15 protein-coding genes are annotated in these 15,773 nt (G+C 70.7%); 12 read left to right on the forward strand and 3 right to left on the reverse strand.

The window, feature by feature from the left end; all coding sequences use genetic code 11:
* Positions 1 to 13: 13 nt before the first annotated feature.
* Genes ABFX81_RS20040 through ABFX81_RS20050 form a run of 3 tightly spaced genes read right to left on the reverse strand, consistent with a single transcriptional unit; the run spans position 14 to position 2,594 of the window.
* Positions 14 to 967, reverse strand: coding sequence for an ABC transporter substrate-binding protein (locus ABFX81_RS20040; protein WP_346138426.1), 954 nt, complete (start codon positions 965 to 967; stop codon positions 14 to 16).
* Complete coding sequence (locus ABFX81_RS20045) at positions 964 to 1,461, reverse strand: GNAT family N-acetyltransferase (protein WP_086854331.1); 498 nt, start codon at positions 1,459 to 1,461, stop codon at positions 964 to 966. Before ABFX81_RS20045 ends, ABFX81_RS20040 begins: the two co-directional genes overlap by 4 nt.
* Positions 1,458 to 2,594, reverse strand: a complete 1,137-nt coding sequence (locus tag ABFX81_RS20050) for an LLM class flavin-dependent oxidoreductase (protein WP_086854330.1) — start codon at positions 2,592 to 2,594, stop codon at positions 1,458 to 1,460. Before ABFX81_RS20050 ends, ABFX81_RS20045 begins: the two co-directional genes overlap by 4 nt.
* 598 nt (positions 2,595 to 3,192) lie before the next feature.
* Here ABFX81_RS20050 and ABFX81_RS20055 point away from each other — a divergent pair.
* The 12 genes from ABFX81_RS20055 to ABFX81_RS20105 all read left to right on the forward strand — a co-directional run bounded on the left by ABFX81_RS20055 (position 3,193) and on the right by ABFX81_RS20105 (position 15,742).
* A complete protein-coding gene (locus ABFX81_RS20055) occupies positions 3,193 to 4,200 on the forward strand; it encodes an ABC transporter permease subunit (RefSeq protein WP_086854329.1) in 1,008 nt (335 codons plus the stop codon).
* Positions 4,197 to 6,173 (forward strand): FAD/NAD(P)-binding protein, encoded by a 1,977-nt coding sequence (locus ABFX81_RS20060; RefSeq protein ID WP_346138427.1) that lies wholly within the window; start codon positions 4,197 to 4,199, stop codon positions 6,171 to 6,173. Before ABFX81_RS20055 ends, ABFX81_RS20060 begins: the two co-directional genes overlap by 4 nt.
* A 271-nt stretch (positions 6,174 to 6,444) precedes the next feature.
* A complete protein-coding gene (locus ABFX81_RS20065; RefSeq protein WP_086853551.1) occupies positions 6,445 to 7,014 on the forward strand; it encodes a winged helix-turn-helix domain-containing protein in 570 nt (189 codons plus the stop codon).
* Between the two features lie 13 nt (positions 7,015 to 7,027).
* Positions 7,028 to 8,257 (forward strand): acyl-CoA dehydrogenase family protein, encoded by a 1,230-nt coding sequence (locus ABFX81_RS20070; protein ID WP_346138428.1) that lies wholly within the window; start codon positions 7,028 to 7,030, stop codon positions 8,255 to 8,257.
* A gap of 42 nt (positions 8,258 to 8,299) precedes the next feature.
* Positions 8,300 to 9,082 carry a TSUP family transporter gene (locus ABFX81_RS20075; RefSeq protein ID WP_086849696.1) on the forward strand — a complete coding sequence of 261 codons (783 nt, stop codon included), beginning with the start codon at positions 8,300 to 8,302 and terminating at the stop codon, positions 9,080 to 9,082.
* 154 nt (positions 9,083 to 9,236) lie between these two features.
* Positions 9,237 to 9,329, forward strand: coding sequence for a putative leader peptide (locus tag ABFX81_RS42220; protein ID WP_428837199.1), 93 nt, complete (start codon positions 9,237 to 9,239; stop codon positions 9,327 to 9,329).
* Positions 9,330 to 9,487: 158 nt separating this feature from the next.
* Positions 9,488 to 10,534, forward strand: a complete 1,047-nt coding sequence (locus ABFX81_RS20080; protein ID WP_086849694.1) for an ABC transporter substrate-binding protein — start codon at positions 9,488 to 9,490, stop codon at positions 10,532 to 10,534.
* 4 nt (positions 10,535 to 10,538) lie between these two features.
* The gene (locus ABFX81_RS20085; RefSeq protein WP_086849692.1) at positions 10,539 to 11,375 is read left to right on the forward strand and encodes an ATP-binding cassette domain-containing protein; all 837 of its coding nucleotides are present in this window, start codon (positions 10,539 to 10,541) and stop codon (positions 11,373 to 11,375) included.
* Positions 11,372 to 12,322, forward strand: a complete 951-nt coding sequence (locus tag ABFX81_RS20090; RefSeq protein ID WP_086849690.1) for an ABC transporter permease subunit — start codon at positions 11,372 to 11,374, stop codon at positions 12,320 to 12,322. The genes ABFX81_RS20085 and ABFX81_RS20090 overlap by 4 nt, the downstream gene beginning before the upstream one ends.
* An 80-nt stretch (positions 12,323 to 12,402) precedes the next feature.
* The gene (locus ABFX81_RS20095) at positions 12,403 to 13,758 is read left to right on the forward strand and encodes an NtaA/DmoA family FMN-dependent monooxygenase (RefSeq protein ID WP_086849688.1); all 1,356 of its coding nucleotides are present in this window, start codon (positions 12,403 to 12,405) and stop codon (positions 13,756 to 13,758) included.
* Positions 13,755 to 15,377: an FAD-binding protein gene (locus ABFX81_RS20100; protein ID WP_086849686.1), complete on the forward strand. Its 1,623-nt coding sequence runs from the start codon at positions 13,755 to 13,757 to the stop codon at positions 15,375 to 15,377. The genes ABFX81_RS20095 and ABFX81_RS20100 overlap by 4 nt, the downstream gene beginning before the upstream one ends.
* Positions 15,374 to 15,742, forward strand: coding sequence for a 4Fe-4S dicluster domain-containing protein (locus ABFX81_RS20105; protein WP_086849684.1), 369 nt, complete (start codon positions 15,374 to 15,376; stop codon positions 15,740 to 15,742). The genes ABFX81_RS20100 and ABFX81_RS20105 overlap by 4 nt, the downstream gene beginning before the upstream one ends.
* Positions 15,743 to 15,773 lie beyond the last annotated feature (31 nt).

Genomic DNA, 15,773 nt, shown 5'->3' on the forward strand with positions numbered 1-15,773 from the left:
TCCTGCTCAACTCTTATGTGTGCTCGGGTGGATTGATCTGCGATGTGTCGATCGCGGAGGCGGTGGTGCCCCACTTCTTGAGGATCCGGGCGTAGGTGCCGTCCTCGATCAGCTCGTTGACGGCTGCCTGGAAGGCCTTGGTGAGCGGGGAGCCCTTCTTGAAGGCGAAGCCGACGTCGAGGCGGTGGTACTCGCCGAGGAAGGCGGTCTGCGCCGCGGGCTGGGACGCCTGGTAGCGCAGGCCGTTGATGGTCGACATGATCACGTCGATGCGGCCCTGCTGGAGCGCGGTGAGCGTCGCGCCGTTCTCCGAGTAGACCTTCACCTCGTACGGCTTCTTGCCGGCCTTGGCACACACGTCCTTCTGGGCGGTGAGGGTCGTCTCGAAGGTGGTGCCGGCGCCGGTGCCGATGGTCAGGCCGCACAGCTGGGTCAGGTCGGTGACCTTCTTCTTGAGCGTGGTGGTGCCCTTCTTCACCGCGAAGCCCTGGCCGTCGTTGATGTAGGTGACGAAGTCGACGGTCTTCAGGCGCTGGGTGGTGACGCCGAAGTTGCCGGTGCCGACGTCGTACTTGCCGCTGCCCAGGGCGGGCAGGATCGTTTCGAACGAGGCGTCCTGACGCACCGCCTTCACACCGAGGACCTTCGCCACCGCGTCGGTGAGGTCGATGTCCTGGCCCGCGGGTGGCTTGCCGGGGCCGTCCGGGTAGTAGGCCCCGGGCGGGAACCCGATCGAGCTGCCGATCCGCAGCGTGCCCGCCTTGCGGACGTCGGCGGGCAGCAGGGCGGCGACCGAGCCCACCTCGCGTACGGCGGCGACCGGGTCGTCGGTCGGCGCGGAAGACTGCGCGCCCACCGGACCGGTCCCGGCCGTGCCGCCGGAACCGCAGGCCGTCAGCGCCAGGGCGGGCAGCAGCACGAGGGCGGCGGTGCCGCGTGGACGGGTGCTGATCGTGCGGATGTTCACTGTGCGAGGGCCTCTCCGAGGTGTTTCTCGAACGGCAGCGGCCCGATGGACTCCGGGTCGGCCTCCGTGTCGAACAGCGGGGTGTAGCCGGTGGCCAGATACAGGCCGCGGGCCTCGGGCTGGCGCGGACCGGTCGTGAGGAAGATCCGCCGGTAGCCGCGGAGGGACGCCTCGTGCTCCAGCTCGGCGACCACGCGCCGGGCCAGACCGCGCCGCCGGTGGGCGGAGTGGGTCCAGATCCGCTTCAGCTCGGCCGTGGCCAGGTCGTACCGGCGGAATGCGCCGCCCGCGACGGGTTCGCCGCGTTCCAGGAGCAGCAGGAGCAGACCGCCGTGCGGTTCGGTGAACTCGTCGTCGGGATAGCGGGCGATCTCGGCGTGCGCGTCCCTGCCGTAGCGGCGGGAGTACTCGTTGCCGAGTTCGAGCAGCAGCGGTTCGACGCGGGGGTCCGAGACGGGGACTTGAATGAATGTCAGTTCCGGTGCGGACGTCATCCGGTCACCGCCGTGAGATCCTGCGTCCCGCGGGCCGCCCGCTCGGCGTCGCGCTTGGCGACCTCCTCGCGGACGATCGGAATCACGTACCGGCCGAAGTCGATGGCGTCACCCAGCAGGTCGTAGCCCCGGGCGGAGAGGATGTCGACACCGAGGTCGTAGTAGTCGAGCAGCGCCTGGGCGACCGTCTCCGGCGTGCCGACCAGCGCGTTGGAGTTGCCCGCGCCACCGGTCGCGGCGGCCGTCGGGGTCCACAGGGCGCGGTCGTAGCGCTCGCCCTCCTCGGCGATGGCGATCAGCCGCTGCGAACCGGCGTTCTGCGGCTGGGCGAGCCCGTTGTGACGCTTGGTGATCGACTCGCCCTTCTCCTTGCGGGCCTTGATCGCGCCGACCGTGCGGTGGGCCTTCTCCCAGGCCAGTTCCTCGGTCGGGGCGATGATCGGGCGGAAGGCGACCTGGATGCGGGGCACGTCGGTGCGGCCGGCCCCCTTCGCCGCGGCCTTCACGTTCTCGATCTGCTCGGCGGTCTTCTCCAGCGGCTCGCCCCACAGGCAGTAGATGTCGGCCTCGGCACCCCCGGCGGCGTACGCGGCGGGCGACGAGCCGCCGAACGAGACGTCGGGGCGGGGCTGCTGGACCGGGAAGACGTCGCTGACGAAGTCGTGGAAGCGGTAGTGCTCGCCCTCGTGGTCGAAGGGCTCGTGCGTCGTCCAGATCTTCTTGACGATCCGGATGTACTCGCGGGTGCGGGCGTAGCGCTCGTCCTTGCCGAGGATGTCGCCCTCGCGGCCCTGCTCGTGGTCGTTGCCGCCGGTGATGAAGTGCACGGTCAGGCGGCCCTCGCTGATCCGGTCGAGGGTCGCGAAGGTCTTGGCGGCGAAGGTCGGGTACGAGACGTTGGGCCGGTGGGCGAGGAGGATCTGGAGGCGGTCCAGCCGGCTCGCGATGTACGCGGCGGCCGGGGCCGGATCGGGTGATCCGGATCCGTAGGCGAACAGCACCCGGTCCCAGCCGTGGTCCTCGTGCGCCCGGGCCAGCCGGAGCGTGTACTCCTTGTCGAAGGCGGCGCCGGAGCGCGGGGTCGTTTCGGAGCCGTCGTTGGTCGCGGCGATGCCAAGGAACTCCACGGGCATGGGCGTGGCCTTTCAGGGATGGCGGCGGCACGCGGGCATGGCGGAATCGCCTTGCGTGCGGGCATGAGCGAACAGACCTTCAGGAAGACAGGTCGGTGCAGTCGTGACGACGTCGAGCGTCGGGAGAAGCTGGGCTGCGGCAGCGCGCGTGAAGAGAGAGCTCGGCCCGCGACGGGGTCACCGAGGGAGGGAAGGGCCGGTCAGACGGCCCGCTGCCGAGTCAGGCGCAACACGCCGCGGACCACACCCGACCGAAGTCGATGTGACCGCGCGTGACCAAGCGCTGCTGGGCATTCATGCGACTACTTGAGCAGTACATCGCTGCGCTCGTCAAGCAGCGCCCGGATACCGGACCGCCTCGACCAGCGCCTCTCCGCGCGCTGTTGACACATCGACGCCACGTGCACATACGATCGACGGCGGACCGGCTCCGCGATGCGCGGCAGCCCCTCCGGCCGCGTTGAGGGACGCGGCGAATGTGACGACGCCGAGCCCCGGCCGCACCGTACGCACGCAGCGCCTGTGCCGTCGCGCTCCGTACGAGTGCCACCGGGTGGTCACCCCGCCTGCGATTCCCTTCCCCCCGGAGAGCCTCTCCATGGTCATGTCTTCCGAAGTCACGCCAGCCCCTGCCACGAAGCCACCGAATCGAGTGGGCGCCCTCGGCAAGGACGTGCCGCGGATCGTGCCTCGCCGGCATCTCGGCCGATGGCTGACCGCTGCGCTCGCCCTGCTGCTCTTCGTGATGGTGCTCAACTCCGTTGTCCGCAATCGGGCGTTCCAGTGGGACGTGGTGGGCCGGTACTTCACCACCGCCGCCGTGCTCGACGGACTGCTGCTCTCCCTGTGGCTGACGGCTGTGGTGATGGTGCTGGGCTTCCTGCTCGGCACCGTGCTCGCGGTCATGCGGCTGTCCGCCAACGCGGTGCTGCGGACGCTGAGTTGGGGCTATGTGTGGATCTTCCGGTCCACTCCCCTGCTGGTGCAGCTGCTGTTCTGGTTCAACATCGGCGCGCTCTACCCGACGCTCGGCCTCGGCATCCCGTTCGGCCCGCAGTTCATCACCGTCAAGACGGTCAACCTGCTCGGCCCCACCCTGACGGCCGTCATCGGCCTGACCCTGCACGAGAGCGCCTACGCAGCCGAGGTGGTGCGCGGCGGCATCCTCTCCGTGGACTCCGGGCAGACCGAGGCCGCCCAGGCACTCGGCCTGGGCAGACGCCGCACCCTGCGCCGGATCGTCGTCCCCCAGGCGATGCGCTCCATCGTGCCGACCGCCGGCAACATGCTGATCGGCACCCTCAAGGGCACCAGCATCGTCAGCGTGCTGGCCGTGCACGACCTGCTGTACTCGGTGCAGCTGATCTACAACCAGACCTACCAGGTCATCCCGCTGCTGATGGTCGCCACCCTCTGGTACATCGCCGTCACCACCGTGCTCAGCGCGGGTCAGTTCTACGTCGAGCGGTACTACGCCCGCGGCAACTCCCGCGCCCTGCCGCCCACTCCGATGCAGCGGCTGCGGGGCCACCTGACCGCCGTACGCCACCGGCTGAGCGCGGCGACCGCTGCCGACGCCCGCCCGGCGATCGGCGGTGACCGGTGAACAGCACCCCCTCCACGGCCGTCCTGGTCGTCGTCGGCGCGGGCCCGCGCGCCACCGGCCTGCTGGAGCGCATCGCCGCCAACGCACCCGAACTGTGGGACGGAACACGGGAGTTGCGCATCCACCTGGTGGACCCGCACCCGCCCGGTCCGGGACGCATCTGGCGACACGAGCAGTCGGCGCTGCTCCGGATGAACTCCATGGCCGAGGACGTCACCATGTTCACCGACGAGTCGTCCACCATCGAAGGCCCGGTGCGGCCCGGCCCGTCGCTCGCCGAGTGGGCCGCCCAGTTCTCCGGCCGGGGCCCACACCACACCCCGTACGCCGAACCCGTTGACCCGGAAGTGCTCGCCGAACTGAGCACGCTCACCGGGGCCGATTTCCCCACCCGCCGCGCCCAGAGCTCCTACCTGGACTGGGTGTTCCGCAGGGCGCTGACCGAGCTGCCGTCCTCGGTCACCGTCGAGTGGCACCGCACCACCGCGACCGCCGTCACCGGCCCCCCGGACGGCCCGCAGTACGTGCACCTCGCCGACCGCGCCACCCCGCTCACCGCCGATCTGGTGGTCCTGGCCCAGGGGCACCTCGGCTCCACGCCCGCCGCCGAGCACCGCGACCACGCCGCCTTCGCCCTCCGCCACGGCCGCTTCCACCTTCCGCCGGAGTTCTCCGCCGACGCCGACCTGTCCGGGCTGCGGCCCGGCGAGCACGTCCTCCTGCGCGGCTTCGGCCTGGCCTTCATCGACCTGATGGCACTGCTCACCGAAGGCCGCGGCGGCACGTACCGCACCGAGGCCGACGGCACCCTCACCTACCTTCCGTCCGGTCGCGAGCCCGTCCTCCACGTCGGATCGCGGCGCGGGGTGCCGTACCACTCCAAGACCCGCTACCGGCTCCAGGGCCCTCGGCCCCCGCTGCCGCGCCACTTCGGACCCGAGGCGGTCGACGCGCTGCTCGCCGAGGGACGCCCGCTGGACCTGCGGCGCGATGTGTGGCCGCTGATGGCGAAGGAGATCGGCTTCGGCCACTACCACGAGCTCTTCCACGCCCATCCCGAGCGCACCGCTCTTCCCTGGGCGGACTTCATCGCCGCGTACGACCGACTGGGCTGGTACGACGACGACATGGCGGCCCTCGTCGCCACGGCGGTACCCGATCCGGCGGACCGCCTGGACTTCGAGGCTCTGGACCGACCGCTGGACGGACTCGCGTTCCCGACGGCGGACGCGCTCCAGGAGCATCTGCGCGAGCACATCGCCGAGGATGTAGCCCGCCGCGAGGACCCGGAGTTCAGCGCCGACCTCGGAGCTTTCCTCGCCCTGCTCTCCGTCTACGGCCAGCTGCCCCGTCTGGTCGCCGCGGGACGGCTGACCGCGCGGTCCGTCGCCGAGCGACTCGACGGCTGGTGGCACGGCTTCTTCAGCTTCCTCGCCTCCGGCCCGCCCGGATTCCGGCTGCGCCAACTGCTGGCGCTGTCCCGGGCCGGCATCGTCCACTTCCTGGGCGCCGACGTCCGCATCGGCACCGACGAGAGCACCGGCACCTTCACCGCGACCAGCTCCACCGTCCCCGGGCACATCACCCACGCCACGGCCCTGATCGAGGCGTACCTGCCCGGCCCCTCCCTCGACCGCACCGATGACCCCCTCCTGCGCGACCTGCACCGGACCGGCGCCCTCACCGAGGAGGTCCTCACCGACCCCACCCACACCCACCGCTCCGGCCTGCTCGCGGTCTCCCCCACGGACGGCCACCTCGTCGACCCGTCCCTCGGCAGCCCCCATCCCCGCCGCATCGCCCTCGGCGCCCCCACCAACAGCCGGGCCGTCGCCGCCTTCGCCCGCCCTCGCACCAACGCGCCGGCCTTCCGCCAGAACGACGCGGTGGCCCGCGCGCTCCTGCGCGCCCTGCGCACCACCGAGGCCGAGACGGCCACGTCCGAGGTGGACGGCCGACCTCTCAGAGTGTGAGACCTTCCCTACTTTTCCTATGGAATTACTAGGAAAGCCTTGACGGTGTTCACCGGGGGTGCGCAGGATGATGAACATGTCCCGTACACAGCAACGACTCGTTCGTCGTCGGCATGTCGACTTTGGTCACGTCGTCAGTGCCGCCTGCTGTCGCGCGTGAGGCACGCGGCTCACACCTTCACCCGTGCCGCTCCCCCCGGCCCTTCCCAGGCGTCAGGCGAGGTCACCCACCGCGCCTGACGGCCCGACACTCTTCCGAGGGACAACCGCCATGACCACGGCACTTCCGGCCCAGGCCACCCCACACGATCCGCCACTCTCCGACACACCCCGTCTTCGCCTGGTGGGCGATACCGCGCGGAGAGGCACCCAGGGAAACACTTCTGCCCCGCTCGTCGGCTACCTCGTGCTCGTCCCGGAGGGCACCGATCCCGCCGAGCTCTTCGTCAAGGACAGGCCGCGGCCCGAGATCCGACCGGTCGTCGCCGCGGCCCCGGCCCCTGACCGGCGGACGGGAGACGACGTCGTCCGCATCGATCCCGCGCGCCATGTCGCCGAGGTGGACGGGCGTGAACTCGACCTCACCTACCTGGAGTTCGAGCTGCTTGCGCATCTCGTTCGGCATCCCCACCACGTACAGTCGCGCGACGGGCTGGTGGCCGCCGTCTGGGGCTACGACCACATCGGCGACGGCCGCACCGTGGATGTCCACATCGCCCGCCTGCGCCGCAAGCTTGGCCCAGCTCACCGGCACCGGATCGTCACCGTTCGGCGCGTGGGTTACAAGTACGTGCCCGGCCAGCAGGTGAGCTCCGACGCCGCGCACTGCGGCCGACCTTGAGGAGACCACTTCCATGGGCCTTGCCTCCGCGCCGTCCCGCCTCACCTCGCCATCCGACATGACCGCACCCGGCCGAGCTCACTGGCTGCGCGTGGCCCGCGAAGCGGCGGACGACCTGGCCACGGACACGGTGGCCAGGGAGCAGGCGGGCAAGGCCCCGTTCGACGAGGTGTCCCGGCTGCGCGAGTCGGGACTGCTGTCGCTCCTGATGCCGGCCGGGTCCCAGGGAAGCGGCGCGGACTGGCTGACGGCTTACGCCGTCGTCCGGGAGATCGCCCCAGCCGACGGCGCGATCGGTCAACTGCTCGGCTCCCACTACTTCCTGTCGTGGAGTGCCCGCTTCTTCGCCGGGCCCGCTCTCGCCGCGCGGATCGAGGAGCGGTCCGCGGCCGAGCAGTGGTGCTGGGGCGGCGGTTTCGCGCGCCAGGAGCCGCCTCTGATGCTGGCCAGGACCTCCCACGGACTGGTGCTCGACGGTCGGCAGAGCTATACCACCGGGGTCGTGGTCGCCGACCGTCTCGCCGTGCGCGCCGTGCGGAAGGACACGGGTGAGCCACTCGCCGTCGTGGTGGATCCCGCCCGCCGCGGTGTGACGATCGACGGCGACGCCGACCCCTTCGGCCAGCGGCTCGCGGCCGGCGGCAGCGTGGAGTTCGACGACGTACCGCTGGGTGCCGACGACGTGCTCGGCTCCCTGTCCGCGGACGAGGACTTGCTGTCGCCCCGGGCCGCCCTGGCGTCTCCGGTCGGGCGTCTCTTCTCCGCCCAGCTCCTTCTCGGCATGGCCGAGGGAGTGCTCTCCGAAGCCCGGGAGTTCAGCAGGACGGGCCACGCGCCCTGGCACCCCGCCTGGCCGGCCGGTACCCCGCACGACCCTCAGGTGCAGACCGCCTACGGAGAACTCACCGTCCTCACCCGCTCCGCGTCGGCACTCACCGATCAGGCACTGGAAGCCGTGCGGGGCGGCCTTGAGCGCGGCGAAGACCTCACCTTCGACGAGTCCGCGGACATCTCCGCCCTCGTGGCCATGGCCGAGACCGCCGCGGCCAGGGCAGCGCAGGAATGCACCACCCGCGCCCTGGAGATCGTCGGTGCCCGCTCCACCTCCGCGCGGCTGGGCTTCGACCGGTTCTGGCGCAACGCCCGAACCCACACCCTGTACGAGCCCGTCACCCACCGGCTCCGCGATGTCGGGCACTACTTCCTCAACGGCGCCCACCCTCCGTTCGTCCTGCCCGCCTGACCAGGAGGCGATCCTGGCCGGACGTTCGATCAGAGGGCTGCCATGACGTGGTCGACGGGGCTGGCCGGTCTGACCGCCGGCCTGCTCATAGCGGTGGTGACCGCGCCGGTGGGCGTTTCGGGAGCGGTGTTCCTGCTTCCCGTGCAGTTGAGCGTACTCGGGGTGCCCAGCCCGGCGGTCACGCCCACCAACCTGCTGTACAACGTGGTGGCCGGACCCGGCGCCCTGCTGCGCCACTACCGCGAGGGACTGCTGAACAGCCCGCTGACGCGCCGCCTGGTGACCGGCACTCTGCCCGGTGTGGTCATCGGCGCCGTGGTACGGGTCTTCGCCGTCCCGGGGGCCACCGCATTCCGCCTCCTGGTCGCGGCTCTGCTGATGCCGCTGGGCATGTGGCTCATCGGGCGCACCCTCCGGCCCACCCGGCCGACCCCGGCCGCGGAACCCTCCCCCCGAACCGTCACCGGACTGGCCCTGGTCGTCGGCGTTGTCGGCGGGATCTACGGGATCGGCGGCGGATCCGTTCTCGGCCCCGTCCTGGTCGGCCGGGGCATGCCCGTGGCGCTCGTGGCGCCGGCCGCCCTCGCCTCCACTTTCGCCACCTCCGTGGCCGGTGCCGCGGCCTTCGCGCTGTTGTCCCTGACCGGCTCCGGTGACATCGCCCCTGACTGGCACCTCGGTCTGACCTGCGGTCTCGGCGGACTGGTCGGGGGCTACCTCGGAACCTGTCTGCGACCTCGTCTGCCCGAGACCGCGCTTCGCCTCCTGCTCGGCGTCCTGGCCACCGCCCTCGGCGCCCTCTACGCCGTGCAGTCACTGCGCTGACGGCCGGGGCCGGCGCAGACGGCGGTCACCCCGCCGCCGCCCGTCCCGAGAATTGTGAACACCGCACTTCGTGCGCATGTCGCACCGTTGAGAACATGAGACGCATGCGCAAGTGACATTGACCTGGCTGGATTCCGCTGCAACTCTCTTGGCTGTGAGCAATTCCGAGACCCTCGCCGCGCGCCTGCACATCGATCTGCGACGTCAGGCCAGCGCCATCTGTGCCGCCGGTCACCGCACTCACTGACAGGCACAGCCCCCTTCGCTCCATTTCACAGCCGGCTTCTGCGCCAAGCCGCTGTTTCCGCAAACGTCAGGCTCGTCGTAGCCCTTTTTGCCGCGGGGCCTCTTTTCCCCATTCGACGTCTGCATTTCCTTGACCGGTTTCCCGAACAGGACCCTTCCATGGCCACTACGGCATCGACCCGACGTCAGTTCCTCACTCTGCTCGGTCTCTCGACGGTGGCGGTGAGCTGCGGCACGGCCGCGACCGGAGCCACGTCCGGCAAGGGCCAGACCAAGACGCTCCGGTACCAGGGCTGGGCGGGGCAGGTGACCTTGCCGGAGCTGGCCGAGGATCTCGGCTATCTGGAGGGCCTGAAGCTGGAGTGGGTCGGCAACACCATCAGCGGGCCGCAGGACATCCAGTCCGCGGCCACGGGCCAGGTCGACTTCGGCGGCGCGTTCAACGGCGCGGTCGTCAAACTGGCCGCGAACAACGCCCCCGTCAAGGCCGTCATCAGCTACTACGGAGCCGACAAGTACGCCTACAACGGCTTCTACGTCCTCGAGGACAGCCCGATCCGCTCGGCCCGGGATCTGCTCGGCAAGAAGGTCGGAATGAACACCCTCGGAGCCCACTCCGAGGCCATGCTCGACATCTATCTTCAGCGCGGCGGTCTGTCCCGGGCGGAGATCGGCAAGGTCGAACCGCTCGTGGTACCCCCGGTCAACACCGAGCAGTCGCTGCGGCAGAAGCAGATCGATGTGGCCGTGCTCGGCGGCATCCTGCGCGACAAGGCACTGGCCACCGGCGGCATCCGCCCGCTCTTCACCGATTACCGGCTGCTCGGCGCCTTCAGCGCCGGCACCTACGTGATGACGGACCGCTTCCTGAAGCAGAACCCCGACACGGCCCGCGTCTTCGTCACCGCCGTCGGAAAAGCCATCGAGTGGTCGCGCTCCACTCCGCACGAAGAGGTCATCGCCCGGATGACGGACATCGTGAAAAAGCGCGGCCGCAACGAGGACACCGCACCGCTGAAGTACTGGCGGTCCTACGGCGTCGCCGAAACGGGAGGCCGGATCACCGGCAAGGAACTCAAGTTGTGGATCGACTGGCTGGCTGACCGCGGTGACATCCAGAAGGGCCAGATCACACTGTCGGACCTCTACACCAATGAGTTCAACGGCAATGCGAATTCCTCCTCCGCACCGAAGAGCGGGAGCTGATCCCATGCCGGAATCCACCACACCCAAGATCGTGTTCGAGGACGTACGGAAGGACTTCACCGTCAAGGACAGGACGGGAACTCGGCAGCCAACCCGGTTCACCGCCCTTGACGGTATCGATCTGGAGATAGCGGCCGGTGAGTTCATCGTCCTGGTCGGTCCCAGCGGCTGCGGCAAGTCAACACTGCTGGATCTGCTCGGCGGACTCGCCCGCCCCACCGGCGGACGGATCCTGCTGGACGGCGAACCCGTCACCGGACCGGGCCTGGACCGAGGCATCGTGTTCCAGCAGTACGCACTGCTGCCGTGGCGCACGGCGCAGGGCAATGTCGAGTTCGGCCTGGAGGCCACCGGCGTCCCCCGACGTCAACGTGGGGCACGGGCCAGGGAGTTCCTGGACCTGGTCGGCCTGACCGGGTTCGAGGACCGCCATCCTCATGAGCTGTCCGGCGGGATGCGGCAGCGGGTGGCGATCGCCCGCAGCCTCGCCTACGACCCCGATGTGCTGCTGATGGACGAGCCGTTCGCGGCGCTGGACGCCCAGACCCGGGAGTCCCTCCAGGACGAACTGCTGCGCATCTGGCAGCGCACCGGCAAGACCGTCGTCTTCATCACGCACGGCATCGACGAAGCCGTCTACCTGGGACAGCGCGTCGCCGTCATGACGTCCAGGCCGGGCCGCATCAAGCAGATCGTGCCGGTCGCCTTCGACTCCCGGACGGCGACGGACGACCTCCGTTCCAGTCCTGAGTTCGCGCGGTTCCGGCACCAGATCTGGTCGCTGCTGCACGACGAGGTGGCCAGGGCCCAGCAGTTGGAGAAGGAAGAGGCATCCGTATGAGCCCCGTAACCGGCACGGTCACCGCCAAGACCACGGCGCCCGGCACGGAGAGCGCCACCAAGCCCGCACCGGCCCCGTCCTCTGCCACGTCCGCCGCATCCGCGCCCCATGACGCCTCGCCGTCGAGCGTGCGCCAAGTCCCCGACACGGCGGCCGGGGTGTCCCGGGCGGCCCGCCGGCTGCCGTACCTGCTGGCCAAAGGGGCGACCAAGTCCGCGGCGATCGTGGCTCTGCTGTTGCTGTGGGAGACCGCACCCCGACTCGGCCTGGTCGACCGGACCTTCCTGCCACCCTTCAGCGAGGTCGCCCGCGCGTGGTGGGGGCTGGCTGTCGACGGTCAGCTCGCCGACAACGCGCGTGCCAGTCTGACGCGTTCGTTCAGCGGATTTGGTCTCGCCGTGGCCGTCGCGGTGCCGCTCGGGCTGCTGATCGGCTGGTACCGGCCGGTCGCCGACCTCCTCGGACCGCTGCTGGAGGTGTTCCGCAACACCGCCGCGCTGGCACTGCTGCCGGTGTTCGTGCTGCTGCTGGGCATCGGCGAGACCTCGAAGATCTCCATCGTGGTGTACGCGTGCACCTGGCCGATCCTGCTCAACACCATCAGCGCGGTCCGCAACGTCGACCCGACCCTGCTGAAGCTGGCGAAGTCGATGGACCTGTCCGCGCCCCGCCTGTTCCAGAAGGTCATCCTGCCGGCCTCGGTGCCGGTGATGTTCACCGGCATCCGGCTGGCGGGAGCGGTGTCCATCCTGGTGCTGGTCGCCGCCGAGATGATCGGCGCCAAGGCAGGCCTCGGCTATCTGATCAACGCCTCGCAGTACAACTTCGCGATCCCGCAGATGTACGCGGGCATCATCACGATCTCCGGCATCGGCGTGATCTTCAACCAGTTCCTGGTGGCCATGGAGCGGCGGCTCAGCTCCTGGCGCGTACCGGTCGGCGGCTGACTCGGCCGCCCTCTCGTCCCACTGTCTTCGCCGATCCCTTCCTTCTCCCGATCGTCTCGATCACCCGATCCGAGGAACCCATGACCGCGACCAGCCCCCGGCGCCTGCATCTCAACGCCTTCCTGATGAACGCCGGCCACCACGACGCCGCCTGGCGCCACCCCCGCACCCAGCCCGAACGGGTCACCGATCTGCGCTACTTCCAGCAGCTCGCGCAGACCGCCGAGCGCGGCCTGCTCGACTCGGTGTTCCTCGCCGACGGCCTCGCCCTGTGGGGCAAGGTCCGGCACAACGCCCTCGGCGGCTTCGAACCACTCACCCTGCTGTCCGCCCTCGCGGCCGTGACCGAGCACGTCGGCCTGATCGCCACCGTCTCGACCACCTTCAACGAGCCCTTCCACACCGCCCGCAAGTTCGCCTCCCGCGACCACATCAGCGGCGGCCGGGCCGGCTGGAACATCGTCACCTCCGGCACCGTGACCGAAGCCCGCAACTTCAACCGGGTGGAGCACCTGGAGCACCGGCTGCGCTACGCGCGGGCGCGGGAGTTCGTCGAGGTCGCCACCAAGCTGTGGGACAGCTGGGAGGACGACGCGATCCTGCTCGACCGTGAGCGCGGCGTCTACGCCGACACCGACAAGGTGCGGGAGATCGACCACCGCGGCACGTACTTCGGGGTGCAGGGACCCTTGAACGTACCGCGCAGCCCGCAGGGGTATCCGCTGCTGGTGCAGGCCGGCTCGTCGGAGGACGGCAAGGAGTTCGCCGCCCAGTACGCCGAGGCCGTCTTCACCGCCCAGCAGACCCTGGCCGACGGGCAGGCCTTCTACAAGGACCTCAAGTCCCGGCTCGCCCGCTACGGCCGCACCGAGGACCAGTTGCTGGTACTCCCCGGCATCGCTCCCGTCATCGGCTCGACCGAGGCTGAAGCCCGCGCTTTGGAGCAGGAGCTGACGGACCTACAGGTTCCCGAGTACGGGCTCGCCCAGGTGTCCGGGATGCTCGGCACCGACCTCACCGGGCTGCCGCTGGACGGGCCCCTGCCCGAGCTGCCCGAGGAGCGGGACATCAACGGCAACAAGAGCCGCTTCACGCTCGTCGCCGAGCTCGCCCGCCGCGACGGCCTCACCCTGCGCCAGCTCATCGCCCGCCTCGGCGCCGGGCGCGGACACCGGGTGTTCGCCGGCACCCCGGAACAGACAGCCGACCAGCTCCAGGAGTGGTTCACCCAGGGCGCCGCCGACGGTTTCAACATCATGCCGCCGCATCTGCCGGGTGGCCTGGAGGACTTCGTCGACCACGTCGTGCCGATCCTGCAGCGGCGCGGCCTGTTCCGAACCGAGTACACCGGCCGCACCCTGCGCGAGCACTACGGCCTCCCCCGCCCCGCCAACCAGCTGGCCGCGGCGGCCGTAGGAGAAGGGCAACCCGCATGACCGGGCCGGACCTCACCGCGGACGTCCTGGTGATCGGCGGCGGCCCCGCGGCCACCTGGGCCGCGCTCAAGGCGGCCCAGGACGGAGCGGACGTCGTCCTCGCCGACAAGGGCTACTGCGGCACCAGCGGCGCCACCGCCTCCGCAGGAACGGGCGTCTGGTACGTGCCCCCGGAGTCCGCCGCGCGGGAGGCCGCCATGGCGAGCAGGGAGGCACTGGGCGGCTACCTGGCCGACCGACGCTGGATGACCCGGGTGCTGGACCAGACGTACGCCGGGATGAACGAGCTGGCCGCTGCCGGCCGCTACCCCTTCCCCACAGGGCCGGACGGAAAGCAACTCAGGAACGGCCTGCAGGGGCCGGAATACATGCGCAGGATGCGCATCCGCGTCCAGCGTGCGGGGGCCCGCGTCCTCGACCACAGCCCGGTCACCGAGCTGCTCACCGACACCTCCGGAGCGGTCGCCGGAGCCAGGGGCCACCGGCTGCGGGCCGGTCAGCCCTTCCAGGTCCGCGCCGGGGCAGTCGTCCTGGCCACCGGCGGCTGCGCGTTCCTCAGCGGCGCGCTCGGCTGCAACGTCAACACCGGCGACGGCGCGCTGTTCGCCGCCGAAGTGGGCGCGGAGCTGTCCGGCATGGAGTTCTCCAACGCGTACGGCATCGCGCCCGAGGGCACCTCCGTCACCAAGACCGCGTTCTACTCCTTCGCGACCTTCTACCACGAGGACGGCACGGTCCTGGAGGGCGCCGCGAGCCAGGGCGGCCGGTCCGTGATCGCGCGTGCGCTGCTCAGCGAGAAGGTGTACTGCCGACTCGACCGGGCGGACGCGTCGGCCCGGCAGGCGATGCGGCTGGCCCAGCCGAACTTCTTCCTCACCTTCGACCGGCTCGGCGTCGACCCCTTCACCCAGCCCTTCGCCGTCACGCTCCTCGCCGAGGGCACCGTGCGCGGCACCGGCGGCATCCGCATCACCGGCGACGACTGCTCCACCACCGTCCCCGGACTGTACGCGGCCGGGGACGCGGCGACCCGTGAGCTGATCTGCGGTGGCTTCACCGGCGGCGGCAGCCACAACGCGGCCTGGGCCATCTCCTCCGGCACCTGGGCCGGCCGGGGCGCAACCCGCCACGCCCGCTCGCTCGGCGCCGGCGCCACCACGAGGCGGCTGGTGGCCGCGGGCGGTGCGGGGCTCCGGCCCGCCGGGACACCCGGTCCGGCCGACGGCTTCCGGGACGTCGTCACCGCTGTCCAGGGCGAAGTGCTGCCGTACGACAAGAACTACCTGCGCCACGGCGACCGGCTCACCGCCTCCCTGGAGGTGCTCGACAGCGTGTGGGCGGAGTCGCGCGCCTCCCTGTACGCCGCGGGCGGAGACGCCGTACGGGCCAGGCAGGCGGCGGCCATGGTGGCGCACGCGCGCTGGATGTACTCCGCGGCGCTCGTGCGCACCGAGACCCGCGGCATGGCCAAACGGCTCGACTTCCCGGCGCAGGACCCCCGCCGGCACCACCGCATCGTCACCGGCGGCCTCGACCAGGTCTGGACGCGCCCCGAGCCCCTGACGACCGCGCCAACCGCATCGACGGCACCGGCCGCACCACTGGAGGTGGTCTCGTGATCGAACTGGTCTCGGCGGAACGCTGCATCACCTGCGACAAGTGCATCAAGGTCTGCCCGACCAACGTCTTCGACCGGGGCGAGGACGGCATCCCGGTGCTCGCCCGCCGCGACGACTGCCAGACCTGCTTCCAGTGCGAGGCGAACTGCCCGGCCGACGCGCTCTACGTCGCGCCCCTGACCAGCCCGCTGCCCGACGACTCCACCGCCCGCGACGAGGACCACCTGGCCCGTACCGGCCTGCTCGGCAGCTACCGCCGGCACATCGGCTGGGGACGAGGCCGCACCCCCGGCGCGCTACGGGCCGTCGGCCCTCCCCTCGGACCCCCGGGGCCCGAGGGAACGTCCCCACCCATCACCTCCTGACGACCTCCCGACTGATCACGTCCGCGCTGAT

Source organism: Streptomyces coeruleofuscus (genome assembly GCF_039532725.1).
Classification (GTDB): domain Bacteria; phylum Actinomycetota; class Actinomycetes; order Streptomycetales; family Streptomycetaceae; genus Streptomyces; species Streptomyces coeruleofuscus.